We start from the raw sequence: 18,044 nt of genomic DNA, 5'->3' as shown, positions 1-18,044 counted from the left end.
TCCGCCCGCGTTTTCTCGGTCACGAATGCGAGCGGACCGGGAACATCTGCCGCCCACGGAAGGTTGACTGGTGCCCCGCATCCGCTCGGGATCCCGGCCGGCCGTCGGCGCGGCCGGGCCGCTCTCGACGGCGGCGCTCAGCGCACGTCGCGCGGGCGGAACTGGACGCTGATCCGCGGACCCACCGGGCGCGCCGACTTGGGCACGGCGTGATCCCAGGTGCGCTGGCAGCTACCCCCCATGACGACCAGGTCGCCGTGGCCGAGCTCGAAGCGCAGCGCCGGGCCACCGCCCCGCGGGCGCAGCAGCAGCGGCCGGGGGCAGCCCAGCACGACGATCGCCACCATCGTGTCCTGCCGGTCGCCGCGCCCGATCCGGTCGCCGTGCCAGGCGACGCTGTCGCGGCCGTCGCGGTACAGGCACAGCCCCGCGGTGACGAACCGCTCCCCCAACTCGGCCGCGTAGTGCTCGTCGAGCGCGCCCCGCGCCGCGGCCAGCGCCGGGTCGGGCAGCGCCTCGCCGTCGCCGTAGAAGGCCAGCAGCCGCGGGACCTCGACCATCCGCTCGTACATGGAGCGCCGCTCGGCCCGCCAGGGGACCTCGTCACGCAGCCGCTCGAACAGGGCGTCCGCCCCCTCGATCCAGCGGGGGCGCAGGTCCAGCCACGCACCCGCCGACAGCGCGCGCCGGCGCACGGCCCCCGCGAGCGGACCGACCTCGACCGACGCCGCGGCATCGAGCAGCGACGCCTGGAACGGCGCAAGCTCCACGGCTCGACGATATCAAACATCCGTTCGAGTGCCAGGGGGCGTCCGCCGACCATCCCCGCCCAGGTGGCGGGTCGCGCGGCCCCGCCGCCCCCGGCCAGTCAGCCGGTCGGTCGGTGCGTCAAGACCGCATCGACGAGAAGTCATTTGTTGCCAGTCTCGGGCGTATTTGCGTCACAGCAGCTACCGTTCGAAGTTGACCTGCCACGCCTATCCGGGGGTGGCGTCGGCCTGTTCCGCCCCCGGGAGACCGACGCGTCGACGCCCGTCCGGCGTGCGCACCACGATGCACGGTCCCACCTCGGAATCGGCCATGGAAAAGAGAGGTTCCGGCGACCTGTCCCCACGGAAGCCGAAGCCGTCGAGACAAGCGCCGACCAGCCCTGCCACCCGGGTGGTAACCCTTCGTCCGGCCGAGCGGTCCAGGGAAACCGAGCAGTCCAGGAAAGCCGAGCAGTCCAGGGAAACCGAGCAGTCCAGGAAAGCCGAGCAGTCCAGGAAAGCCGAGCAGTCCAGGGAAACCGAGCAGTCCAGGGAAACGGTCGAGCGCGACCAAGAAGGAGAGAAGTGATGTCAGAGGCGCCAGAGACGTCGACCACGGTCCGGGCGGCCGGCACACTCGCCGGCCGGCATGCGGCTGCGGGCGACGCCGAGCGGCGGCTGCGGCCGGAGGTGGTCGACGCGCTCGTCGACGCCGGGTTCGGCCGATGGTTCACCCCGCCGGAATTCGGCGGCGAGCCGCGCAGCTACCGCGAACTCGCCGAGGCGGTGACCACCGTCGGGGAGGGCTGCGCGTCCGCCGCCTGGGTGGCGGGACTGCTGGCCGGCTCGGCGCGGTTCGCGGGTTTCCTGCCGCCGCAGGGGCAGGCCGAGGTGTGGGAGAAGGGCCCGGACGCCCGGCTGGTGGCTGCCGTCGTCCCCCAGGGCACCGCGGCCGAGGTCGACGGCGGCTGGCTGGTCTCCGGCACCTGGTCGTTCGTCAGCGGGGTGGAGTTCTCCGACTGGGCGATCGTGCTGGGGCCGGTCGTCCCGGGCGTCGACGAGGGACGCTTCTTCGTCGTGCCGAGATCGGACTACACCATCACCGACACCTGGTTCACCCTGGGCATGCGCGCCACCGGCAGTCAGTCGTTGACGCTGGAGGAGGTGTTCGTCCCCTCCCGCCGGTCGTTTCCGCGCGCGGAGCTGCTCGCCGGGCGCCCCGAGCCGGTCGCGGGGCCCCGGCGGTTCGCGCCGCTGTTCGCGGTGAACGGCCTGACCTTCGGCTGCCCGATCCTCGGCGCGGCCCGCGGCGCACTTCGGATCGTCGAGGAGTCGCTGACCCAGGCGTCCGCCGAGGGACGCGCCGTGCGGGACTCGGCGCGCATCGCCCTCGCCCGCGCCGCCGGGGAGATCGACGCGGCGGAGCTGCTGCTGGCCCGGGTGGCCCGCAGCGCCGACCACGACGAGTTCACCCCGGCGCTGATCGCCCGCAGCCACCGCGACAGCGCCCTCTGCGCGGCCCTGCTCACCAGCGCCGTCGACGCCCTGCACAACGGCAGCGGCGTGCGGGGGGAGGCCCAGAGCGACCCCCTGCAGCGGGTGTGGCGCGACGTGCACGCCGGGGCCAAGCACATCGTGCTGCAGTTCGAGCCGGCCGCCCTGCACTTCACCGAACACCTGGTCCGCCCCCACAGCGGAGGATGACGCCGGTCCCTCGACCGGCCGGCCGTCCGGGCATCTGAACATCCGGGCGTCGTCGCGGTGAAAAGCAGGACAACACCGTCCACGGACGGTCGTCGCCCTCTTACCCTCGCAGGGCGAAGATGGAGGAATCATGCCATCACGGACCACCTGTTGCGGGAGTCGGGCACGGTGAGGTACGGGCTCGGTGTGGATCTCGGGACCACCTTCACCGCGGTGGCGGTCGGGCATCCCGTCTCGGCGGAGCTCGGCCGCTGGGGCCACACCTGGATGGTGAACCTGGGCAGCCGCAGCGTCATCACTCCCGCCGTGGTCTACGCCGGCCCGGACGGCCGCCTGCTGACCGGGGAGGCGGCCGTACGCCGGGCCGCGCTGGAGCCCGACCGCGCGGCCCTGGGGTACGAGCGCCAGCTCGGCGACGCCGCGCGGACGGTCACCGACCTGCAGGGGGCGCCGCCGGAGACCATCGTGCTCAGCCGGCCGGCCGTGTGGGGCCCTCCCCCACGCACCATCACCTCGCCGGGCGGCTGCGCAGGGAAGCTCCGATCAGTCGGCGGGTCAGCGCCGAACTCGCGTGGTCCACGTGCCAATCGTTCCACGTCCACAACGGCGACGCGCATCTTCGCACGTCACCTTCCCGGCGGTCGTCCGGCTACCACCGAAGAAGGTCTCACCAGTTGCAGCCGGCCCTGGCCGGTAACCGCGAGGAGCGTGGCCGGAACCAGGGGCGGACGCACGGGAACGCCGGCCGCGGGCAGGGCCGGCGGTTCTTCGGCGGTTCCGTCCGTACCCGGCCGTTCATCCGCCGGCCGTTCATCCGCCGGCCGGCATCCGCCGATTCGGTCTTCGACACGCCGGGCCGAACCTGCTGCGGCGCGGGCACCGCCCAGCGCAGGCGCAGTGCCTGCCCGCCCGGGGTGCCCGCCGGGAGCACCACCCGCAGCCGGACCCGAGCCGAGGCGGGCAGGGCATCCGCGAGTCGGCCCAGCGCGGTGAGCAGCCCGTCGGTCAGCTCGGCGGTCGGGGCGTCGAGCAGCAGCTCCGCGACGGCCGCGATGTCCGGCACCGGCTCACCGGGCGCACCGACGATCACGGTGACCGCCCCCGACTGCGGCGGTAAGGCGTGCAGGGCCGGGTCGTCGGGCGCGGGAGGCGCCAGGCCCGCAGCCCGCGCCCACAACCCGGCGGGGACGGAGACGACGTCGACAACCGCCGGGTCCAGCCCGCGTGGCACGCGGTCGGGCGACGAGGCACCGGCTCGGGCCGGCCGTCTGCCCATCAGCCGCCCGACCCTGCCGACGCACCGGCGTCCACCGCTCGCATGCCCTGCCTCTCCTGCCGCGTCCCGCGCCCTCGTCGGCATCACGTCCGGGCGGGCGCCGTAGTTCACCCAGGGTCAAATTCACCCAGGGTCAAGTTCACCCAAGGGTCAGTCCGTGAACGGGGCGGCGGCGACGAGGCCGAGGAAATCCAGGTTGCGGACGTGCGCGGCGATCGTCGACGCCGGTTTCGCGGCCGCCTCGGCCCGCAGGACGTCGATGATGAACGCGGTGAAGCCCGCTCGCGGATACGCCGTCAGCACCTCGTCGACGAGCGCGGTCGGCACGTCCGCCAGGCCCACCCCCAGCACGTCCACGAGCGCACCGAGGATCAGCCCGGCGACCTCGGGCCGCCGATCGCCGGCGGTGGCGGGGTCGAGATGCCCCGCGATCGCGTCGCGGACCATCCCGGCCAGCTCGACGTCCGCGCCCCAGCGGAGCAGATGCTCCTGGGCCACCTCGGCGCCGCGCACCTCGAACGGCTGCGCCGGGTCGTCCCAGGCCGCGGTGAGCCCGAGATCGTGCAGGGCCGCGGCGAGGAACAGCGCGTGGGCGTCGTGGTCGCGCCCGGCCTTGCCCAGCAGCGCCGAACCGAAGAAGTAGCTGCGGTAGCAGTGGGCGACCAGGGCCGGCGGGGAGGAGGCGACCAGCAGGTCTTCGGCGGCCCGGGTCAGCGCGGTGTCGGGACGGGTGAGGGCGGCGGTGCCCATGGGTTTCCCCTTTCCGGAGGAGGCTGATCGGCATTGGCCCCGGCCCCGGTTCCCGCGTCGGCGGGCAGGCGGAACCGCCGCCGGTAGTCGGTCGGGGTCAGGGCGAGGTCGCGTCGGAAGACGCGGTAGAAGGTCTCCGGGGAGCCGAAACCGCAGCGCTGCGCGACGGCCTCCACGGTGTGTCCGGTCTGTTCGAGCATGCGGCGGGCCGCCTCGATGCGGACGGACTCGACGTAGGCGGCGGGCGTGACGCCGGCCTGCGCGGTGAACACCCGGGAGAAGTGCCGTTCACTCATGCCGACGCGCCGGGCGAGGGCGGCGACGGAGAGGTCGGCGGCCAGATGGTCGGCGATCCAGCGATGCAGCTCCCCGATGTCGTCGCGGGTCGGCGCCGGGTGGGCGAGCGGCACGCTGAACTGGCTCTGGCCGCCCGGGCGCCGCAGGTACATGACCAGCCAGCGCGCCGTGGCGAGCGCGAGGTCATCCCCGCAGTCGTCGGCGACCATCGCCAGCGCGAGGTCCATCCCGGAGCTGACCCCCGCGCAGGTCCAGACGCGCCCGGAGCGGATGAAGATCGGATCCGGGTCGACGGCGACCGCGGGGAACTCGGCCGCCAGCCGGCCCGCGGTGAACCAGTGCGTGGTGGCGGGCCGGCCGTCGAGAAGGCCGGCCGCGGCGAGCATGTGGGCGCCCGCGCAGACCGAGGCGATCCGGTGTGGGCGCCCGCCGACCGCGCGCAGCCAGTCGACGATCTCCGGCACGACGACGGGGCCCGCATCCGGGCGCGCTCCCAGCGCCCCCGGCACGAGCACCGTGTCGGCGGTGCCCGCCACGTCGGCGAGCGCCACGTCCGCCACCAGGCGCACCCCGCTCGCCGTGCGGATCTCCCCCGGCCGCGGCGCGGCGATCTCGACGACGTACGCCGGATCCACGCCGCACACCGGATCCACGCCGCGTACCAAATCCGCGCCGTGCTTCGGATCCGCGCCGTGCTTCGGATCCACGCCGTGCTTCGGATCCACGCCGTGCTTCGGAGCCGTGCTGTCCGGTCCCGTGCCGCCGCCCTCGACCGCACGCGCCTGCAGCACGCGCGACGCCGTCGCGAACACGTCCGCCGGGCCGGTGACGTCCAGGAGCTGGACGCCGTCGAAGGCCACGATCACGACACGCCGGGGAGCCATACAGCGCAGCATCGCCGCGGGTAGACCATGGCCGCAATGACACGTCTCTGTCAGATCCGGCCAGCGGTGCGACCACCGGTCCGGCGGGGGCCCGTGCCGGTGGTCGGCGCGCGACGCCGCCGGACCGTCAGGTGTCTCGGGACCCCGCCAACGACCCCGCCGACCGACTTGCGGACCGTCAGGTGCCCAGGGGGGCGTCGGCGTCGTCCTGCCGGCCTCGGTCGAACGCCGCCGCACCCGCCCCCGGGGCGGCGTCGGGGCCGGGCGGCCGCGGTGCGTCCCCGACCGGGATCGGACGGGTCAGCAGCACGATGAGGAAGATGACCGCGACGAAGATCGCGCCGACGGTGAACGCCTCGGCCACCCCGTGGGCCAGCGCGTACCTCGCCAGCTCGCCGGGGGCGAGACCGGCCGGCGCGTCGCCGCGCGCGTGCCGGGCGGCGCTGCCGAAGACGGTGACGAGGACGGCCAGTCCCAGCGACCCGCCGACCTGCTGGGTCGTGACCATCATGCTTGCGGCGGCCCCGGAGTGCTCGGCGGGAACGCCCGCGACGAGGCTCACGCTCAGCGGCACGAACAGCAGGCCCAGACCGGCGCCGAACATGAGCAGCGGCCCGAGTACGACCGAGGTGTAGCTGCTGGTCACCGAGACTTGCGCCAGCCACAGCATGGCCCCGGTGCTCAGCGCGGCACCGACGAGCATGAGCGGCTTCGGACCCACCTTGGGCAGCAGTTTCGACGCCCGCGAGGCCGACACCAGGATCCCCAGGGACAGCGGGAGGAACGCAAGCCCCGCGCGCAGCGCGCTGAGGCCGAGGACCTCCTGGAGGACCTGCGTGCCGAAGAAGAACATGCTCAGCATGCTTCCGGTCAGCAGCAGCAGGAGGAGGTAGGTCCGCGCGCGGCTGGCCTCGGCGACCAGCCGCAGGGGGACGACCGGCTGCGCGGCCCGCGACTCGACGCCCGCGAACACCGCGAGCGCGACGACGGCGAGCACGAAGGCGCCGAGGGTCCGTCCGTCGCCCCAGCCGTCCGAGGAGGCTCGGATGAACCCGTAAACCAGGGAGGCGAGCCCGACGACGGAGCTCAGCGCCCCGGCCGCGTCGAAGCGGCCCTCGCGACGCGGCGGCGTGCGCAGGTACCGCGGGGCGAGCAGCAGGATGACGAGCCCGAACGGCACGTTGATGAACATGACCCACCGCCAGGACAGCCAGGTGGTGAGCATGCCGCCGGCGATCAGCCCGATCGAGCCGCCGACGCCGGCCACCGCCGCCCAGGCGCCCATCGCCCGGGTGCGCGCGGGGCCCGGCGGGAAGTTGGCGGCGATGAGCGCCAACGCGTTCGGCGACGCGCACGCTGCCCCGACACCCTGCCCAACGCGGGCGGCGATGAGCATCCACGGCTCGGTGGACAGCCCGCCGAGCAGCGAGGCGATCGTGAACACCGCGATCCCGCCGAGCAGCGTCGCGCGGCGTCCCAGCAGGTCACCGGCCCGCCCGCCGAGCAGGAGCAGGCCGCCGTAGGCCAGCGTGTACGCGTTGATCACCCACGCGAGGTCGGTGGCGGAGAAGCCGAGGGTCTCCCGGATCCTCGGCAGGGCGACGTTCACGATCGTGATGTCGAGAACGAGCATCAGCTGGCAGGTCACGATCGTGACCAGCGCGATCCGGGCGCGCCTCGCCTCCTGGGGCGGCGGCTCGGCAGCGGTCTTCTCCGGCGACGACGAGGACATGACGGCCTCCCGACCAGCACTCTCTAAGATACGAATCCGTATCCAATTCCGAGGGTAGCAGAGCGCCGCCGACCGATCACCCATCTCCGCGCCGACCGGCAGCGCCCTGCGCGGGTACGCTCAGGGACAGGCCGGCGATCCGCCGCCTGGGGGTCGCACCGTCGAGGCGATCCGGCCGGCCGGTGGGACGGGCGAACCGGCGGACGGGAGGCGAGCGATCGTGGGCGTCGTTCCCGTCGACGCGCAGCGGGCGCAGGCGAATCCCGCCGCCCGCGCCGGCGCGGTCGCCACCCGCCGCCGCGGCGACGCGCTGCTGCGAGCGATCTTCGATGCGGTGTTCGATCAGCTCCGGACCGTCGGCTACGCCAACCTGACGATGGACCGGGTCGCGGCCGCCGCCGGGACCAGCAAGACCGTGCTCTACCGCCGCTGGTCCACCAAGGAAGACATGATCGCCGATGCGCTGCGGCACCGGCTGCCCTCGCCGGGCGACATACCGCTGACCGGCGATGTGCGCGCGGACATCCACGCGCTGCTGCGCTGCGTGCAGGCGTCGTTCAGCTCCACCCGCGGCACCGCGTTCCAGCTCGTGTCGGCCGAGGCGGGCTGCGATCGTCCCGTCGTCCGCCAGACGATCATCAGCCACGTGGTCCAGCCGTGCATCCAGCTCATCGGAGAGGTGCTGCGCCGGGCAGCCGAGCGCGGCGAGATCCGGCCCGAGGCCGCCGGCGAACTGGTGGCCGCCAGCGGCCCCGCCATGCTCGTGCAGTACTCGCTGATCCGCGAGCCCGTCGTGCCCGACGAGTTCGTCGCCTCGGTCGTCGACCAGATCGTCCTGCCGCTGACGACCAGGTCCGCGGGCGCCGAGCACGGCTGACCGGGACGCCTACCCGCCGGGCGTACCCGGGCGATGTCCCGAAGTCTTCCACTCTGCACTAGTTTGTTCATGACCGGCGGGAATCGTCTCGGCACGAAGCTCCTCAGCCGGGCCCATTATTGCCCATGACCCCGCCCTTATCCCATGACGGAGTGTGATGAGTTCTGCGGACGGACGCGTCGATGCAGAATCTTGAACCGGGGGATCCGTCGACGATCGGCCCCTACAACCTGCGTGCCCGCATCGGTGAGGGCGGCATGGGGCGGGTGTTCCTGGCCCATTCGCCCTCCGGTCGACTGATGGCCGTCAAGGTGGTCCGGCCGGAGCTGGCCGGGGACGGCGGGTTCCGGGACCGTTTCCGGCGGGAGGTCGCGGCGGCGAAGCTGGTCAGCGGGGCGTTCACCGCCCCGGTCGTGGACGCCGACCCGGACGCGGCGACGCCGTGGCTCGCCACCCTGTACGTGCCCGGCCCGTCGCTGCACGAGGCGGTGACGCGCTGCGGGCCCTTCGGGCCGGCCGTGCTGCGTCGGCTGGGGGCCGGCGTGCTGGAGGCGATCGTCGCCGTGCACCGGGCCGGTGTCGTCCACCGGGATGTGAAGCCGAGCAACGTCCTGCTCGCCGCCGACGGACCGCGCCTGATCGACTTCGGCATCGCCCGGGCCGTCGACCACACGGAGCTGACGCGGGCGGGCGACGTCCTCGGCACCGCCGCGTACATGTCGCCGGAGCAGGCCGCCGGTGGTGCCGCCGGGCCGGCAGCCGACGTCTTCTCCGCCGCCGCCGTGCTCGTCTTCGCCGCGACCGGGCGCGGCCCGTTCGGCCAGGGCAACCCGGCCGCGATGCTGTTCCGGGTGGTGCACGGCTCCCCGGACCTGACCGGGGTCCCGGCCGATCTGGGCGACGCGCTGCGGTCCTGCCTGGCGAAGGACCCGGCCGAGCGGCCCGACCCCGGCATGCTGCTGCGCTGGTTCGCCGACGGGGTGGAGGTCGCGACCGAGACCTGGCCGCCGGCGGTCACCAGGCTGGTGGCGCAGCGCACCGCCGAGATCGGCGAGCACCTGCCGCCGACGCGTTCGGACCCGCCCGCCCGGTGGGCGACCCCGGACGCCCCCCGGTCGCCGACCCGGGTCATGGCCGCCACGTACGTCCCGCCCCCGCCGACACCCCCGCCGCCGCCGACACCTACTCCCACACCTCCGCCGCCTACTCCCGCGCCCCCGCCGCCGAGGCGGGCCTGGGACGCCGAGGCCGCGGCGGTGGACCGCGCGCCGGTTCACGCCCCCCGCCACCCCGCGGTCGACAGCGTCGTCTTCCCGGGTCAGCGGCGGAGATTCCTGCTGGCCGGCTTGCTGCTGGTCGGCATCGGCGCCGTCCTGGTGGGTGCGGCGATGATCGTCTTCATCAACATCCTGGTCACCTATCGGGCCATGAGCTTCAGCGATCTGTCCGACGAGAGCGTGGGCGCGAGCGTGGGCGCGGTCGTCGGTGTCGCCGCGCTGTTCCCGGGCTGGTGGCGTCTCCGCTTCGGCCTACGGCCCCCGAGGCTGACGATCGGCCGGTACGGGCTGCGCGCGGAGGTCGGCGGGCAGCGGTACGAACGCGCCTGGCCGGAGGTCGCCCGCGCCGACGTCATCCGGCTGGGCCGCCGGGAGGTGCTGGCGGTCTGGCCGGCGCGGCCCACCGCGCCATGGGCCGCCGGGCTGCCGCGGCCGGCCCGCAGGAACCCGAAGGGGCGCTACCGGTTCGCCTGGTACAACCCGGTGCTGGGCTGCGAGGTCGTGATGGACATGGGACTGCTGCGGGGCCGGCCCGCGGGGCGCGTCTCCGCCGAGCTCGCCGCGGTCAGCGCCGCGGTCAGCGCCGCCTCCGGGCAGGAGCCTCGCCGCCCCGGGCCCGCAGGCCCCGGGCCCGGGTGGTGACGGTCAGCCCGATGGTCGTCGGTCGTCGTTGACGTCCCGAGGGCGGTTGGCCGTCAGGAGGCGGCGGGGGCGCCGCCGGAGGTGAGGGAGGGCTCGTCGGGCGCCGAGCACGGCTGAACGCGGCGTCCCGGCGGGATGGCCGGGTCTGCGGGGGCGGGACGCGCAGAACCGGCGCCTGCGCGAGGGATGTGCCGCCCTGCCCACTGCGCGCGATATGATCGTGACAGTGGCGGTACGGGGGCCGGTCCGCATGTGCCGCATCGGGGGACACATCGGGAGGCTCCGCCATGTCGGATGTGCAGCGACGGATCGCGGCGGCCCTCGAAGGCCGGCGCAGTCAGCGGGCCTTCGTGACCGAGCTCGCGGACCTGTGGACGCAGCTCTCCAGCGGCCTGGCAGATCTTGACAGCGGTATCGCCGCGGCCAGCCAGGCACTCAGATCACTCGAGCGGCCGAGCGAGGAGCAGCGACGGGTCAGCGACGCGCTGTCGGAGTTCGGCAGCGCCGAGGGCAGGCGGCGGATCGCCGAGCTCGCCCGGCGGGCCGCCGACGCGCAGGCCGATGTCGAGGCGGTGGTCCAGCGGGTCCATCGCGACACGGTGAATCTCGGCGTGGTCGGCATGACGAAGGCCGGCAAGAGCACGCTGCTGCGGACGATCACGGGTCTGCCGGACGACGTCATCCCGTCGACCGAGAACGATCCGACAACGGCCACGTCCAGCCGGATCTACCATCGCAGCGGGCCGTCCTCGGCGACGCTGTCCCTGCACACGTGGGAGTCCTTCCGCGACGGCTACCTGGCTCCGCTGCACGCCGCCGCCGGCCTCGGACCCGCTCCCTCGACCCGCGGGCAGTTCGCCCAGACCCACTATCCGCACGTCCCCGAGGATCCCGACGCCCGGGCGGACGTGCAGAAGTTCCTCACCCGCCTGATCGCGGCCCGGTCGTCGTTCGCCAGCTACGAGCCGCTGCTGCGCGGCGGTGAACTGGACGTGTCGCTCAGCCGGCTGCGGCCCTTCGTGGCCTACCCCGTCGAGGGGGTGCACGATCCCGACTACCGGCCCTACCATGCGGTACGCGGGGTCCGGATCGAGCAGGCCTTCCCCAACCTCGACGTGTCGGACGTCGGACTGGTGGACCTGCCGGGCCGCGGTGAGGCCGGGCTCGACGTCGAGCGCCAGTTCCTGCAGGGGATCCGCAACGAGGTCGACCTCCTGCTCATGGTCAAGCGGCCCACGGTCGCCTCGGCGTTCGTCACCGAGGAGGACTGGCAGACGATCCGGCTGGCCGACGCCGCCCGGGGCGGGGTCGGCCTGGACGACTTCGTGTTCGTCGTCGTCAACCGCGACTCCGCGCACCTGCCGCAGGCCCTGTTCGACAACGCGATACAGCGGATCACGACGGAGACCGCCAAGCGTGGCATCAGGGTGCTCGCGCCCGACGTCGCCGATCCCGGGCAGGTCGTCACCGGGCTGATGGAGCCGGCCCTGGCCCATCTCGCGGCGCGGCTCGCCGAGATGGACCGGGCCGCGGTCACCCGGGTGCTGCAGACCGTCGAGCAGGTCGGACGCGACGTCCAGGCGCTCACACAGGAGGTACAGCAGCGGGTGCGGGGCTGGCGCAGCCAGCTGCCGAACGAGCAGGACGCCTTCCGCCGGCTCGCCATCGACCTGCGCAACACGATCGCGCTCGATCTGACGGCGCTGCTCGCGCGCTACGACGAGCTCGTCCAGGACGACCGGCCGATCGAGGACCTCGAACGCGGCATCACCGAGGCGGCGCAGACGATGCGCGCGTACGTCGACGCCGGCCTCGGCCGCGGCAGCCGGGAGGCGTGGACGACGGCGACGGAACGCGCCTACGCCGCCGGGGCCCTGGACGCCAAGCAGGACGAGTACTACCGGCTGCGCTCGGAGGCCAGCCGGGTCTTCGGCCGGATCGACCTGTCCCTCAGCCAGTCCGTCGAACGCCTGTGGGTCGAGGTCGCCGATCTGCTGCGGGAACGGCTCACCGAAGGACTGGTTCCGCCGTCGGCGGGGGGCACCGCCGCCGACGAACCGCTGCGCGCCCTGCGCGGGACGGCGTCCGACCACGACGCGCCGATCATCGCCGCCGCGCTGACCGAACTGCTCGACCTGCGGATCAACTTCGGCAGTATCGTCCTGCGGGTCGCGCAGCCCATCGTGCGCCGCATCCACTGGGACGCCGACGACATCCTGTTGGTCAACGTCGGAGAGAGCGCGAGCGCGACCGCCCCGACGCCCCCGGCGGCCGGGCGTCGCTACCAGGACGACCCGCCGGTCACCGGGCGTCAGCCGCGGCGTGCCGCCGCCGCCCCGCCGCGCCGCAGCCGGAGCCGTTCCGACGGACCGGACGGTCCCACGGGCCCCGCCTCCGATCGCGACCTCGACTTCGGCGGTACCGAACGCCAACAGGCCCAGCGGGGCACCCGGCGGCTCTACGAGGAGCTCACCACGATCCTGCACCGCCGCATCGACGAGCTGGAACAGGCGCTGCTGCACGAGGCACGCACCACCGCCAGCATCCTCGCCGCCGCCGCCGACCGCTTCTTCGTCCAGGTGTCCCAGACCAACGAGGTCGAGTGGCACTACGAGCGGCTCACCCGCCCGGTGCAGCGACAGATCTGGCCGGCGATGTTCGACGGCGGCGGTGCGGCCCTGATCGCGGAACTCACCCGGGTCGACGAACAGGCCCTCACCACGGGCACGGCGGCGGCCCGGATCGTCGCCCTCGCCGGCGCCCGTCGTCTCCACACCGACGCGGGCGCCTGACCTCGGCCGCCGAGAACCGGTCAGAGGATGCCGCGGAAGGGTTTGCCGACCCATCCCTTCAGGCGCTTACGCCTCCCCGCGTGCGGCGGCTGCGCCTCCCAGCCCTCATCCCCACCCTCATCCCCGCCGTCGTCCCGGCCCTCGTCCCAGTGGACGCCGCGGGACGTATGCCCGCGCCGGGCGGTGACCGCCTCGTCGGGGTCCGAGGCATCGTCGGGGTCCGAGGCATCGTCGGGGCGGGCGGGCGGCGGCTCGGGCCGGGCCATCGCGGGCGGCCCGAACCAGTCCTTCGGGACGTCGACGGCGCCACGGCCCACGACGTCGTCGGCGCTCACGTGCGTCACGCCGGGCAGGTACGCCGAGCGCAGCCGCGACCATCCCACCACCAGGACAAACGGCTCTGTCTCGGCGAGCAACTCCTCCCAGAGCGCCGCCCGCTCGCCCGTTGGGCACACCACGATCATCGGGTGCACCCGCGTGGGATCGCCACCACGCGGGGATGGCTCCGCCCGCCCGAGGGCGCGTTCGGGCGGGAATTCCTCGTGCCGCGGCGGGCCAGCCGAGTCCGGTTCCGCCCGCCGCCGACCGTTCTCGCCGGGCTCCCGCGCTACGGGCTCGGGCACCACCGCCGAATCCCGCGGCGGTACAGCGGCCACCGGCCCGTCCGCGGCCGGCACCTCGACGGCCGGCACCTCGACGGCCGGCACCTCGACGGCCGGCACGTCGACGGCCGGCCCGTCGGACACCGGCACGTCGACGGCGGGCCCATCGGACACCGGCACCTCGACGCCGCGCGCCGACGGGCTCCGCTCCGGCGTCTCGGCGACCGGCTCCGATACGGCCACGGTGGGTGCCCACGGCGCGGCGACCGGCTCGCTGTCATGCGGCTCGCGGACCAGGCTCGGATGGGTGTTCCAGTCGCGGCCGAGCCAGTGCTCGTAGATCTCGCCGGCCCACACCCGCCAGTGTTCCTCGAACGCGGCCAGGCCCGGCGGCCCGACGACGGCGTCCTCGGGCGCGGCCCAGCCGACGAAGCAGAACAACGGCCGCTGCCCGTCGGAGTTCATCGACTCGCTGAGCTCGGCCGCCCGGCAGGCGAGACCCACCACCCAGCGGCCGCGTAGGCGGGCCAGCAGAAACCGCGGCCCGTCCTGCAGATGCTCACCGCCGGCGACGGCGCAACTGACCACGGCCGACAGCCAGCCATGGTGATCCGCGCCCACCGGCACCGCGCGCCACCAGTTGTCGGCGCGGACCGTGCGCCCGTAGACGACCGGGGACCACTCGAACGCGAACTCGCTCACGCCCCACCTCCCCCGGTCCTGCGGGGCACATCACCGCGCAGATGGCCGGCCACGGCCGGCCGGCGGCCCACCGGGGTGCACGTCATGGCGCCAGCTTGCCGTTCCGGTAGATGGGAAGGTTCATCAGCTCGTCGCGAAGCTGCTGCACCCGGCTGTTCATCAAGTTTACCGTCGAGCGCCGCGACTCGGCCGCTGACCGACGCCGCTGTTTCTCACTCTGCAGGCTGTTGATGCGGCCGCGGTTACGCAGGCTGCGGACGACTCCGGAACGCAGCCGCTCCAGCTCGGTGGCGGCGGCCACGTCGGCGGCGGCAAGATTCTCCAGTTCGGTCTCGTTGTCCTCGATTCCCGACCACAGATACTGCATCAGCGTGAACACGAAAGGTTTGTGCAGATGCGTCGGGTTGACGCGCTGGGTGTCGACCGTGTCGTGATGTTCGGTCCCGAACTCCCCGAGTTGGACGGGGCTCACCAGCGTCGTGAGGCCGGAGGTCACGACCGGCAGCAGCTCGGGCAGGTGTTCCACGGCGAGGTTGATCGCATCGATCCGGTCCAGCCCACTGGTCACCGGCAGGGTGTCCATCTTGGTGATCAGCGCGACGACCGACGGTGCCGGGAGCCCAGCTTTGCGGCGTTCGCCCACGCACCGGTTGAGCTGCGCGGTCATGTCCTGGACCTTGAGCTCGCGCTGGATCCGCTCCAGCCGCAGGCTCGGGTTATCGCCCTCGCCCTCGACGATGGACCGCACCCACCGGCCGACCGCATTGCCGTCCAGCACCAGATAGACGCTGTCGGACTGCCCCAGCCGCTGCTGTAGTTCGGCGGTGTCCCGCGCGGTCTTACGGTCCGTCAGGGCACCCCCGCGGTAATCGAGCCAGTCGATGTTGAGCAGGGTGTCGAAACCCTGGGTGAAGACGAACTCGTAGCGGCGGGAACGCTCCTCCGTCGTGGGCGGCGGCAACAGGCCGTCGTCGAGAAGCCGGTCCCACGCGTCGGTCAGATCGATGTGGTCGTCCTGGTCCTGGGCGTAGACGAAATAGCCCCGCAGGCCCGCGGACAGGGTCGCGTACATGCCGAGCATGAACGTCGACTTGCCCGAGCCCGTGGTCCCGAGCATCGTCACCTTGACCGTCGGAATCTCCACGTCATCACCGTTCTTTCCCGCACGCGCCACGGCGTCCACAAGAGACGCCTCACGAAGGAACTGCCTGGTGCTGCCCGCCTTCCGGCGCGCCGTCGGGCTCCACGGCCCCGAGATGCGCGAGGGCGGCCGCGAGTTCGCGCGCGACCGTATGCAGCGGTCGCAGCGCGGCCAGCGCGCCGATGGCCTTCTCCAACTCGCCCCGAACGATGGCCTGCCCCGTCGGCACCCCGTTCACATGAGCCCGGAAGCGGGCCGACACCTTGTCCTCGGCCACTTTCGTACGCATCGTCGCAAGCGAGGCGTCAAGGCCGGTGTAATGCGTATCGATGCGGTCGTCGATCACCGCCTGCATGATCCATAACAGGGGTTCGACGACATTCCGCGCGGACGGACCGCAGGCGACCTCGAACGACCGGGCAACGGCCCACTCGGCCCGCCGCACCCCGTCCATCAGCGCCGTGAAGGGACGGTGCAGCGCCGGCCGCAGTTCGTCGAGCGCATCGCCGAGCGCGTCCACCTTCGTGATCAGGACCGCGAACGGGATGGTGGAGCTCCCGCCCCGATCCCCAAAGGCGCGTAGCAGCATGGGGACCAGGGTGTCGATCTCACGTTGGGAATGGGTGTGACCGACGAGCCGCTCCGCGTCACCGAACAGGAGCACCGCGTCGGCGGCGGACAGATCCTCCTGGAGCCGCCGGGCCTGGCCGTCGGCCGTCTTCGCCACGGCCGCGCCGCCGCGATGGTCGATCCAGCTGATCTCGACCGGGTCGATGCCGTCGCGACTGGCCACGAACTCGTGGACGGATCTGGCATCCGAGGGGGGCGGATACCCGCGGCCGGCGGCCAGCACGCGCCCGCTTCTCATCAATCGGCGGTGGTCTCTTCGTCCCGCGCTGATCTGAAAGATTCTCGGGTCGTGCTGCATCGCATAGTAGGCCGCGGTGAGATACGTCGTCTTCCCCGCATTGGAATGGCCCAGCATGACTATCTTCATGTGCCTTGCGCAGCCCCCCGATGCTGACCGCCGACGGCGGCGAATCCACGATAGCTCAGTTCTCGACCAGCTCGAACTCGTAGACACCCCCATGACCGACGGCCGCTATCCGGTTATCCGCGCCCCACGCCACGCCGGCCAGCGGTTCCGCGACCGGCAGATCGCAGATCCGGTACGGCGCCGCCGGGTCGGCGGCCTGCCAGACCATGATCCGCCGATCCCGCCCGACGCTCGCGAAGCGGCGCCCGTCGGGCGCGAAGGCGACTCCGGTGACGAGGTCGTCGTGGTCCGTAAGCTCGTAAGAGGATTGCCGAAGCAGGTCCCACACCATGATCGAATGATCGAACCCCCCGGTCACCAGTACGTCCCCGTCGGGCGAGAAAGCGCAGGCCGAGACGGTTCCCCGATGCCCGGACAACATCATGTGCGACTGTCCGCTCGGCACCTTCCACAGCCGGACCACGTGATCGTTGCCCCCGGTGGCCAACAGGGTGCCGCGTGCGTCGAACGCGCAGGTACGCACCGCGTCGGTGTGGCCGCGCAACCGCTGCGGCCCGTCGTCGCGGCCCGCGCCGATCGCCCACAGCCGGACGTCGACGTCGTTGCCCACCGCCGCGACGTGACGCCCGTCGGGCGAGATCGCGCAGCCGGTCAGATCGCTGATCCCGGACGCCTCGAGCCGGTGCACGGGCTGGGGACCCGCCGCGGCGTCCCACACCCGCACCACGTGCCCCATGCCCGCCGTGGCGAACAGGCTCCCCGGTCCCGTCGCGCACGCCCTCACCGCGGCGGGCCCACCGGCGGCCAGCTCCGCCGGGAACTCCCGCCGGGCGTCGCCACCCCAGCCCGCGCCGCCTCCCCTGCCGGCGGGGGCGGAACGGACGAAGGTCGTGCCGTTCTCGGCGCCGACCACCAGCGCACGACCGTCGGCGGCGTAGGCGCAGCAGTTCACCCAGCCGATGTGGGCCGACCGCGTCGAAGCACGCGCCATCACGTCGCGCGGAACCGCCCAGACCCGCACGTCGCCGTCGCTGCCACCGGTCAGCAACTCACCGGTGGGCGCGAACGCGCACGCGGCGACCGGCTCGCGGTGCCCGTGCAGGACGACCGGCCGGCCCGGTACGGCGTGGGGGTTCCACAGCCGGACCAGCGTGTCCTGACCCGCGGTCACGAACATCGCACCTTCCGGGGAGAACGCGCAGGCATACACCGGCCCGGTCCCGCTCGCGATCGTCCTGGTGTGCCGAGCCGGGTCCACCGGGCCGGCCGCGAGATCCCACCGGCGGACCGACCCGTCCGCGCCGACCAACATCAGGTGGCGGCCGTCGGGCGAGAACGCGCAGTGGTGCACCCGCTTCGCCGCCAGTTGGGTGAGCCGACTCCCGTCGTCCACCCGCCACACGACCGTCTCGGCCGGCCCGACCGCGGCCAGTCGACTGCCGTCGGCCGACACCGCGCAGGCCACGACGCCCTGCGGCCACGCCTCGAACTCGGACACCGGCTGGTCGCTGTCGGTGTCCGGGTCCCAGACCCGGACTATGCCGTCGCGGGCGGCCGTGATGAGCCGGCCGCTGTCGGGCATCACCTTCGGGACAGGAACCACGAGCCGCACCTGCGCGGAT

14 protein-coding genes are annotated in these 18,044 nt (G+C 73.3%); 5 read left to right on the top strand and 9 right to left on the bottom strand.

Translation table 11 applies throughout. The annotated features are described in order from the left end of the window. Positions 1-137 precede the first annotated feature (137 nt). Complete coding sequence (locus FRAQA3DRAFT_RS05730) at positions 138-770, bottom strand: alpha-ketoglutarate-dependent dioxygenase AlkB (RefSeq protein ID WP_009738118.1); 633 nt, start codon at positions 768-770, stop codon at positions 138-140. A 310-nt stretch (positions 771-1,080) separates the two neighbouring features. Between FRAQA3DRAFT_RS05730 and FRAQA3DRAFT_RS34600 the strand changes: the two genes are divergently transcribed. Then, on the top strand, positions 1,081-1,338 hold the full coding sequence (locus tag FRAQA3DRAFT_RS34600; protein ID WP_157467132.1) for a hypothetical protein: 258 nt from the start codon (positions 1,081-1,083) through the stop codon (positions 1,336-1,338). After that, the gene (locus FRAQA3DRAFT_RS05725) at positions 1,338-2,453 is read left to right on the top strand and encodes an acyl-CoA dehydrogenase (protein ID WP_009738117.1); all 1,116 of its coding nucleotides are present in this window, start codon (positions 1,338-1,340) and stop codon (positions 2,451-2,453) included. Before FRAQA3DRAFT_RS34600 ends, FRAQA3DRAFT_RS05725 begins: the two co-directional genes overlap by 1 nt. Positions 2,454-3,120: 667 nt before the next feature. Here the strand turns inward: FRAQA3DRAFT_RS05725 and FRAQA3DRAFT_RS05720 are convergent. The 4 genes from FRAQA3DRAFT_RS05720 to FRAQA3DRAFT_RS05705 all read right to left on the bottom strand — a co-directional run bounded on the left by FRAQA3DRAFT_RS05720 (position 3,121) and on the right by FRAQA3DRAFT_RS05705 (position 7,392). Continuing rightward, the gene (locus FRAQA3DRAFT_RS05720) at positions 3,121-3,729 is read right to left on the bottom strand and encodes a hypothetical protein (protein ID WP_009738116.1); all 609 of its coding nucleotides are present in this window, start codon (positions 3,727-3,729) and stop codon (positions 3,121-3,123) included. 150 nt (positions 3,730-3,879) lie between these two features. Beyond that, on the bottom strand, positions 3,880-4,479 hold the full coding sequence (locus FRAQA3DRAFT_RS05715) for an HD domain-containing protein (RefSeq protein WP_009738115.1): 600 nt from the start codon (positions 4,477-4,479) through the stop codon (positions 3,880-3,882). Then, positions 4,440-5,660, bottom strand: coding sequence for a GlxA family transcriptional regulator (locus FRAQA3DRAFT_RS05710; protein ID WP_157467129.1), 1,221 nt, complete (start codon positions 5,658-5,660; stop codon positions 4,440-4,442). The genes FRAQA3DRAFT_RS05715 and FRAQA3DRAFT_RS05710 overlap by 40 nt, the downstream gene beginning before the upstream one ends. 178 nt (positions 5,661-5,838) lie before the next feature. Continuing rightward, entirely contained in the window at positions 5,839-7,392 is a 1,554-nt protein-coding gene (locus tag FRAQA3DRAFT_RS05705; RefSeq protein WP_009738113.1) for an MFS transporter, read from the bottom strand. 220 nt (positions 7,393-7,612) lie between these two features. Here FRAQA3DRAFT_RS05705 and FRAQA3DRAFT_RS05700 point away from each other — a divergent pair, with 220 nt between their 5' ends. From FRAQA3DRAFT_RS05700 to FRAQA3DRAFT_RS05690, 3 genes are all read left to right on the top strand, one after another. Next, a complete protein-coding gene (locus tag FRAQA3DRAFT_RS05700) occupies positions 7,613-8,269 on the top strand; it encodes a TetR/AcrR family transcriptional regulator (protein WP_009738112.1) in 657 nt (218 codons plus the stop codon). A 182-nt stretch (positions 8,270-8,451) separates the two neighbouring features. Further along, positions 8,452-10,188 carry a serine/threonine-protein kinase gene (locus FRAQA3DRAFT_RS05695; RefSeq protein WP_009738111.1) on the top strand — a complete coding sequence of 579 codons (1,737 nt, stop codon included), beginning with the start codon at positions 8,452-8,454 and terminating at the stop codon, positions 10,186-10,188. Positions 10,189-10,475: 287 nt separating this feature from the next. Next, the gene (locus tag FRAQA3DRAFT_RS05690; protein ID WP_009738110.1) at positions 10,476-12,980 is read left to right on the top strand and encodes a GTPase; all 2,505 of its coding nucleotides are present in this window, start codon (positions 10,476-10,478) and stop codon (positions 12,978-12,980) included. 20 nt (positions 12,981-13,000) lie between these two features. Here FRAQA3DRAFT_RS05690 and FRAQA3DRAFT_RS31265 read toward each other — a convergent pair whose 3' ends face one another. The 4 genes from FRAQA3DRAFT_RS31265 to FRAQA3DRAFT_RS05670 form a co-directional block, all read right to left on the bottom strand. Beyond that, the gene (locus tag FRAQA3DRAFT_RS31265; RefSeq protein ID WP_009738109.1) at positions 13,001-14,284 is read right to left on the bottom strand and encodes a hypothetical protein; all 1,284 of its coding nucleotides are present in this window, start codon (positions 14,282-14,284) and stop codon (positions 13,001-13,003) included. 82 nt (positions 14,285-14,366) lie between these two features. Next, the gene (locus tag FRAQA3DRAFT_RS05680) at positions 14,367-15,428 is read right to left on the bottom strand and encodes a hypothetical protein (RefSeq protein WP_035920614.1); all 1,062 of its coding nucleotides are present in this window, start codon (positions 15,426-15,428) and stop codon (positions 14,367-14,369) included. A gap of 49 nt (positions 15,429-15,477) precedes the next feature. Continuing rightward, the gene (locus FRAQA3DRAFT_RS05675) at positions 15,478-16,410 is read right to left on the bottom strand and encodes a hypothetical protein (RefSeq protein ID WP_157467125.1); all 933 of its coding nucleotides are present in this window, start codon (positions 16,408-16,410) and stop codon (positions 15,478-15,480) included. Between the two features lie 67 nt (positions 16,411-16,477). Continuing rightward, complete coding sequence (locus tag FRAQA3DRAFT_RS05670) at positions 16,478-18,025, bottom strand: WD40 repeat domain-containing protein (protein ID WP_157467122.1); 1,548 nt, start codon at positions 18,023-18,025, stop codon at positions 16,478-16,480. Positions 18,026-18,044 lie beyond the last annotated feature (19 nt).

Source organism: Frankia sp. QA3, assembly GCF_000262465.1.
GTDB lineage: Bacteria > Actinomycetota > Actinomycetes > Frankiales > Frankiaceae > Frankia.
The sequence above is the reverse complement of the archived record's forward strand: the minus strand, read 5'-3'. Positions and strand labels throughout refer to the sequence as shown.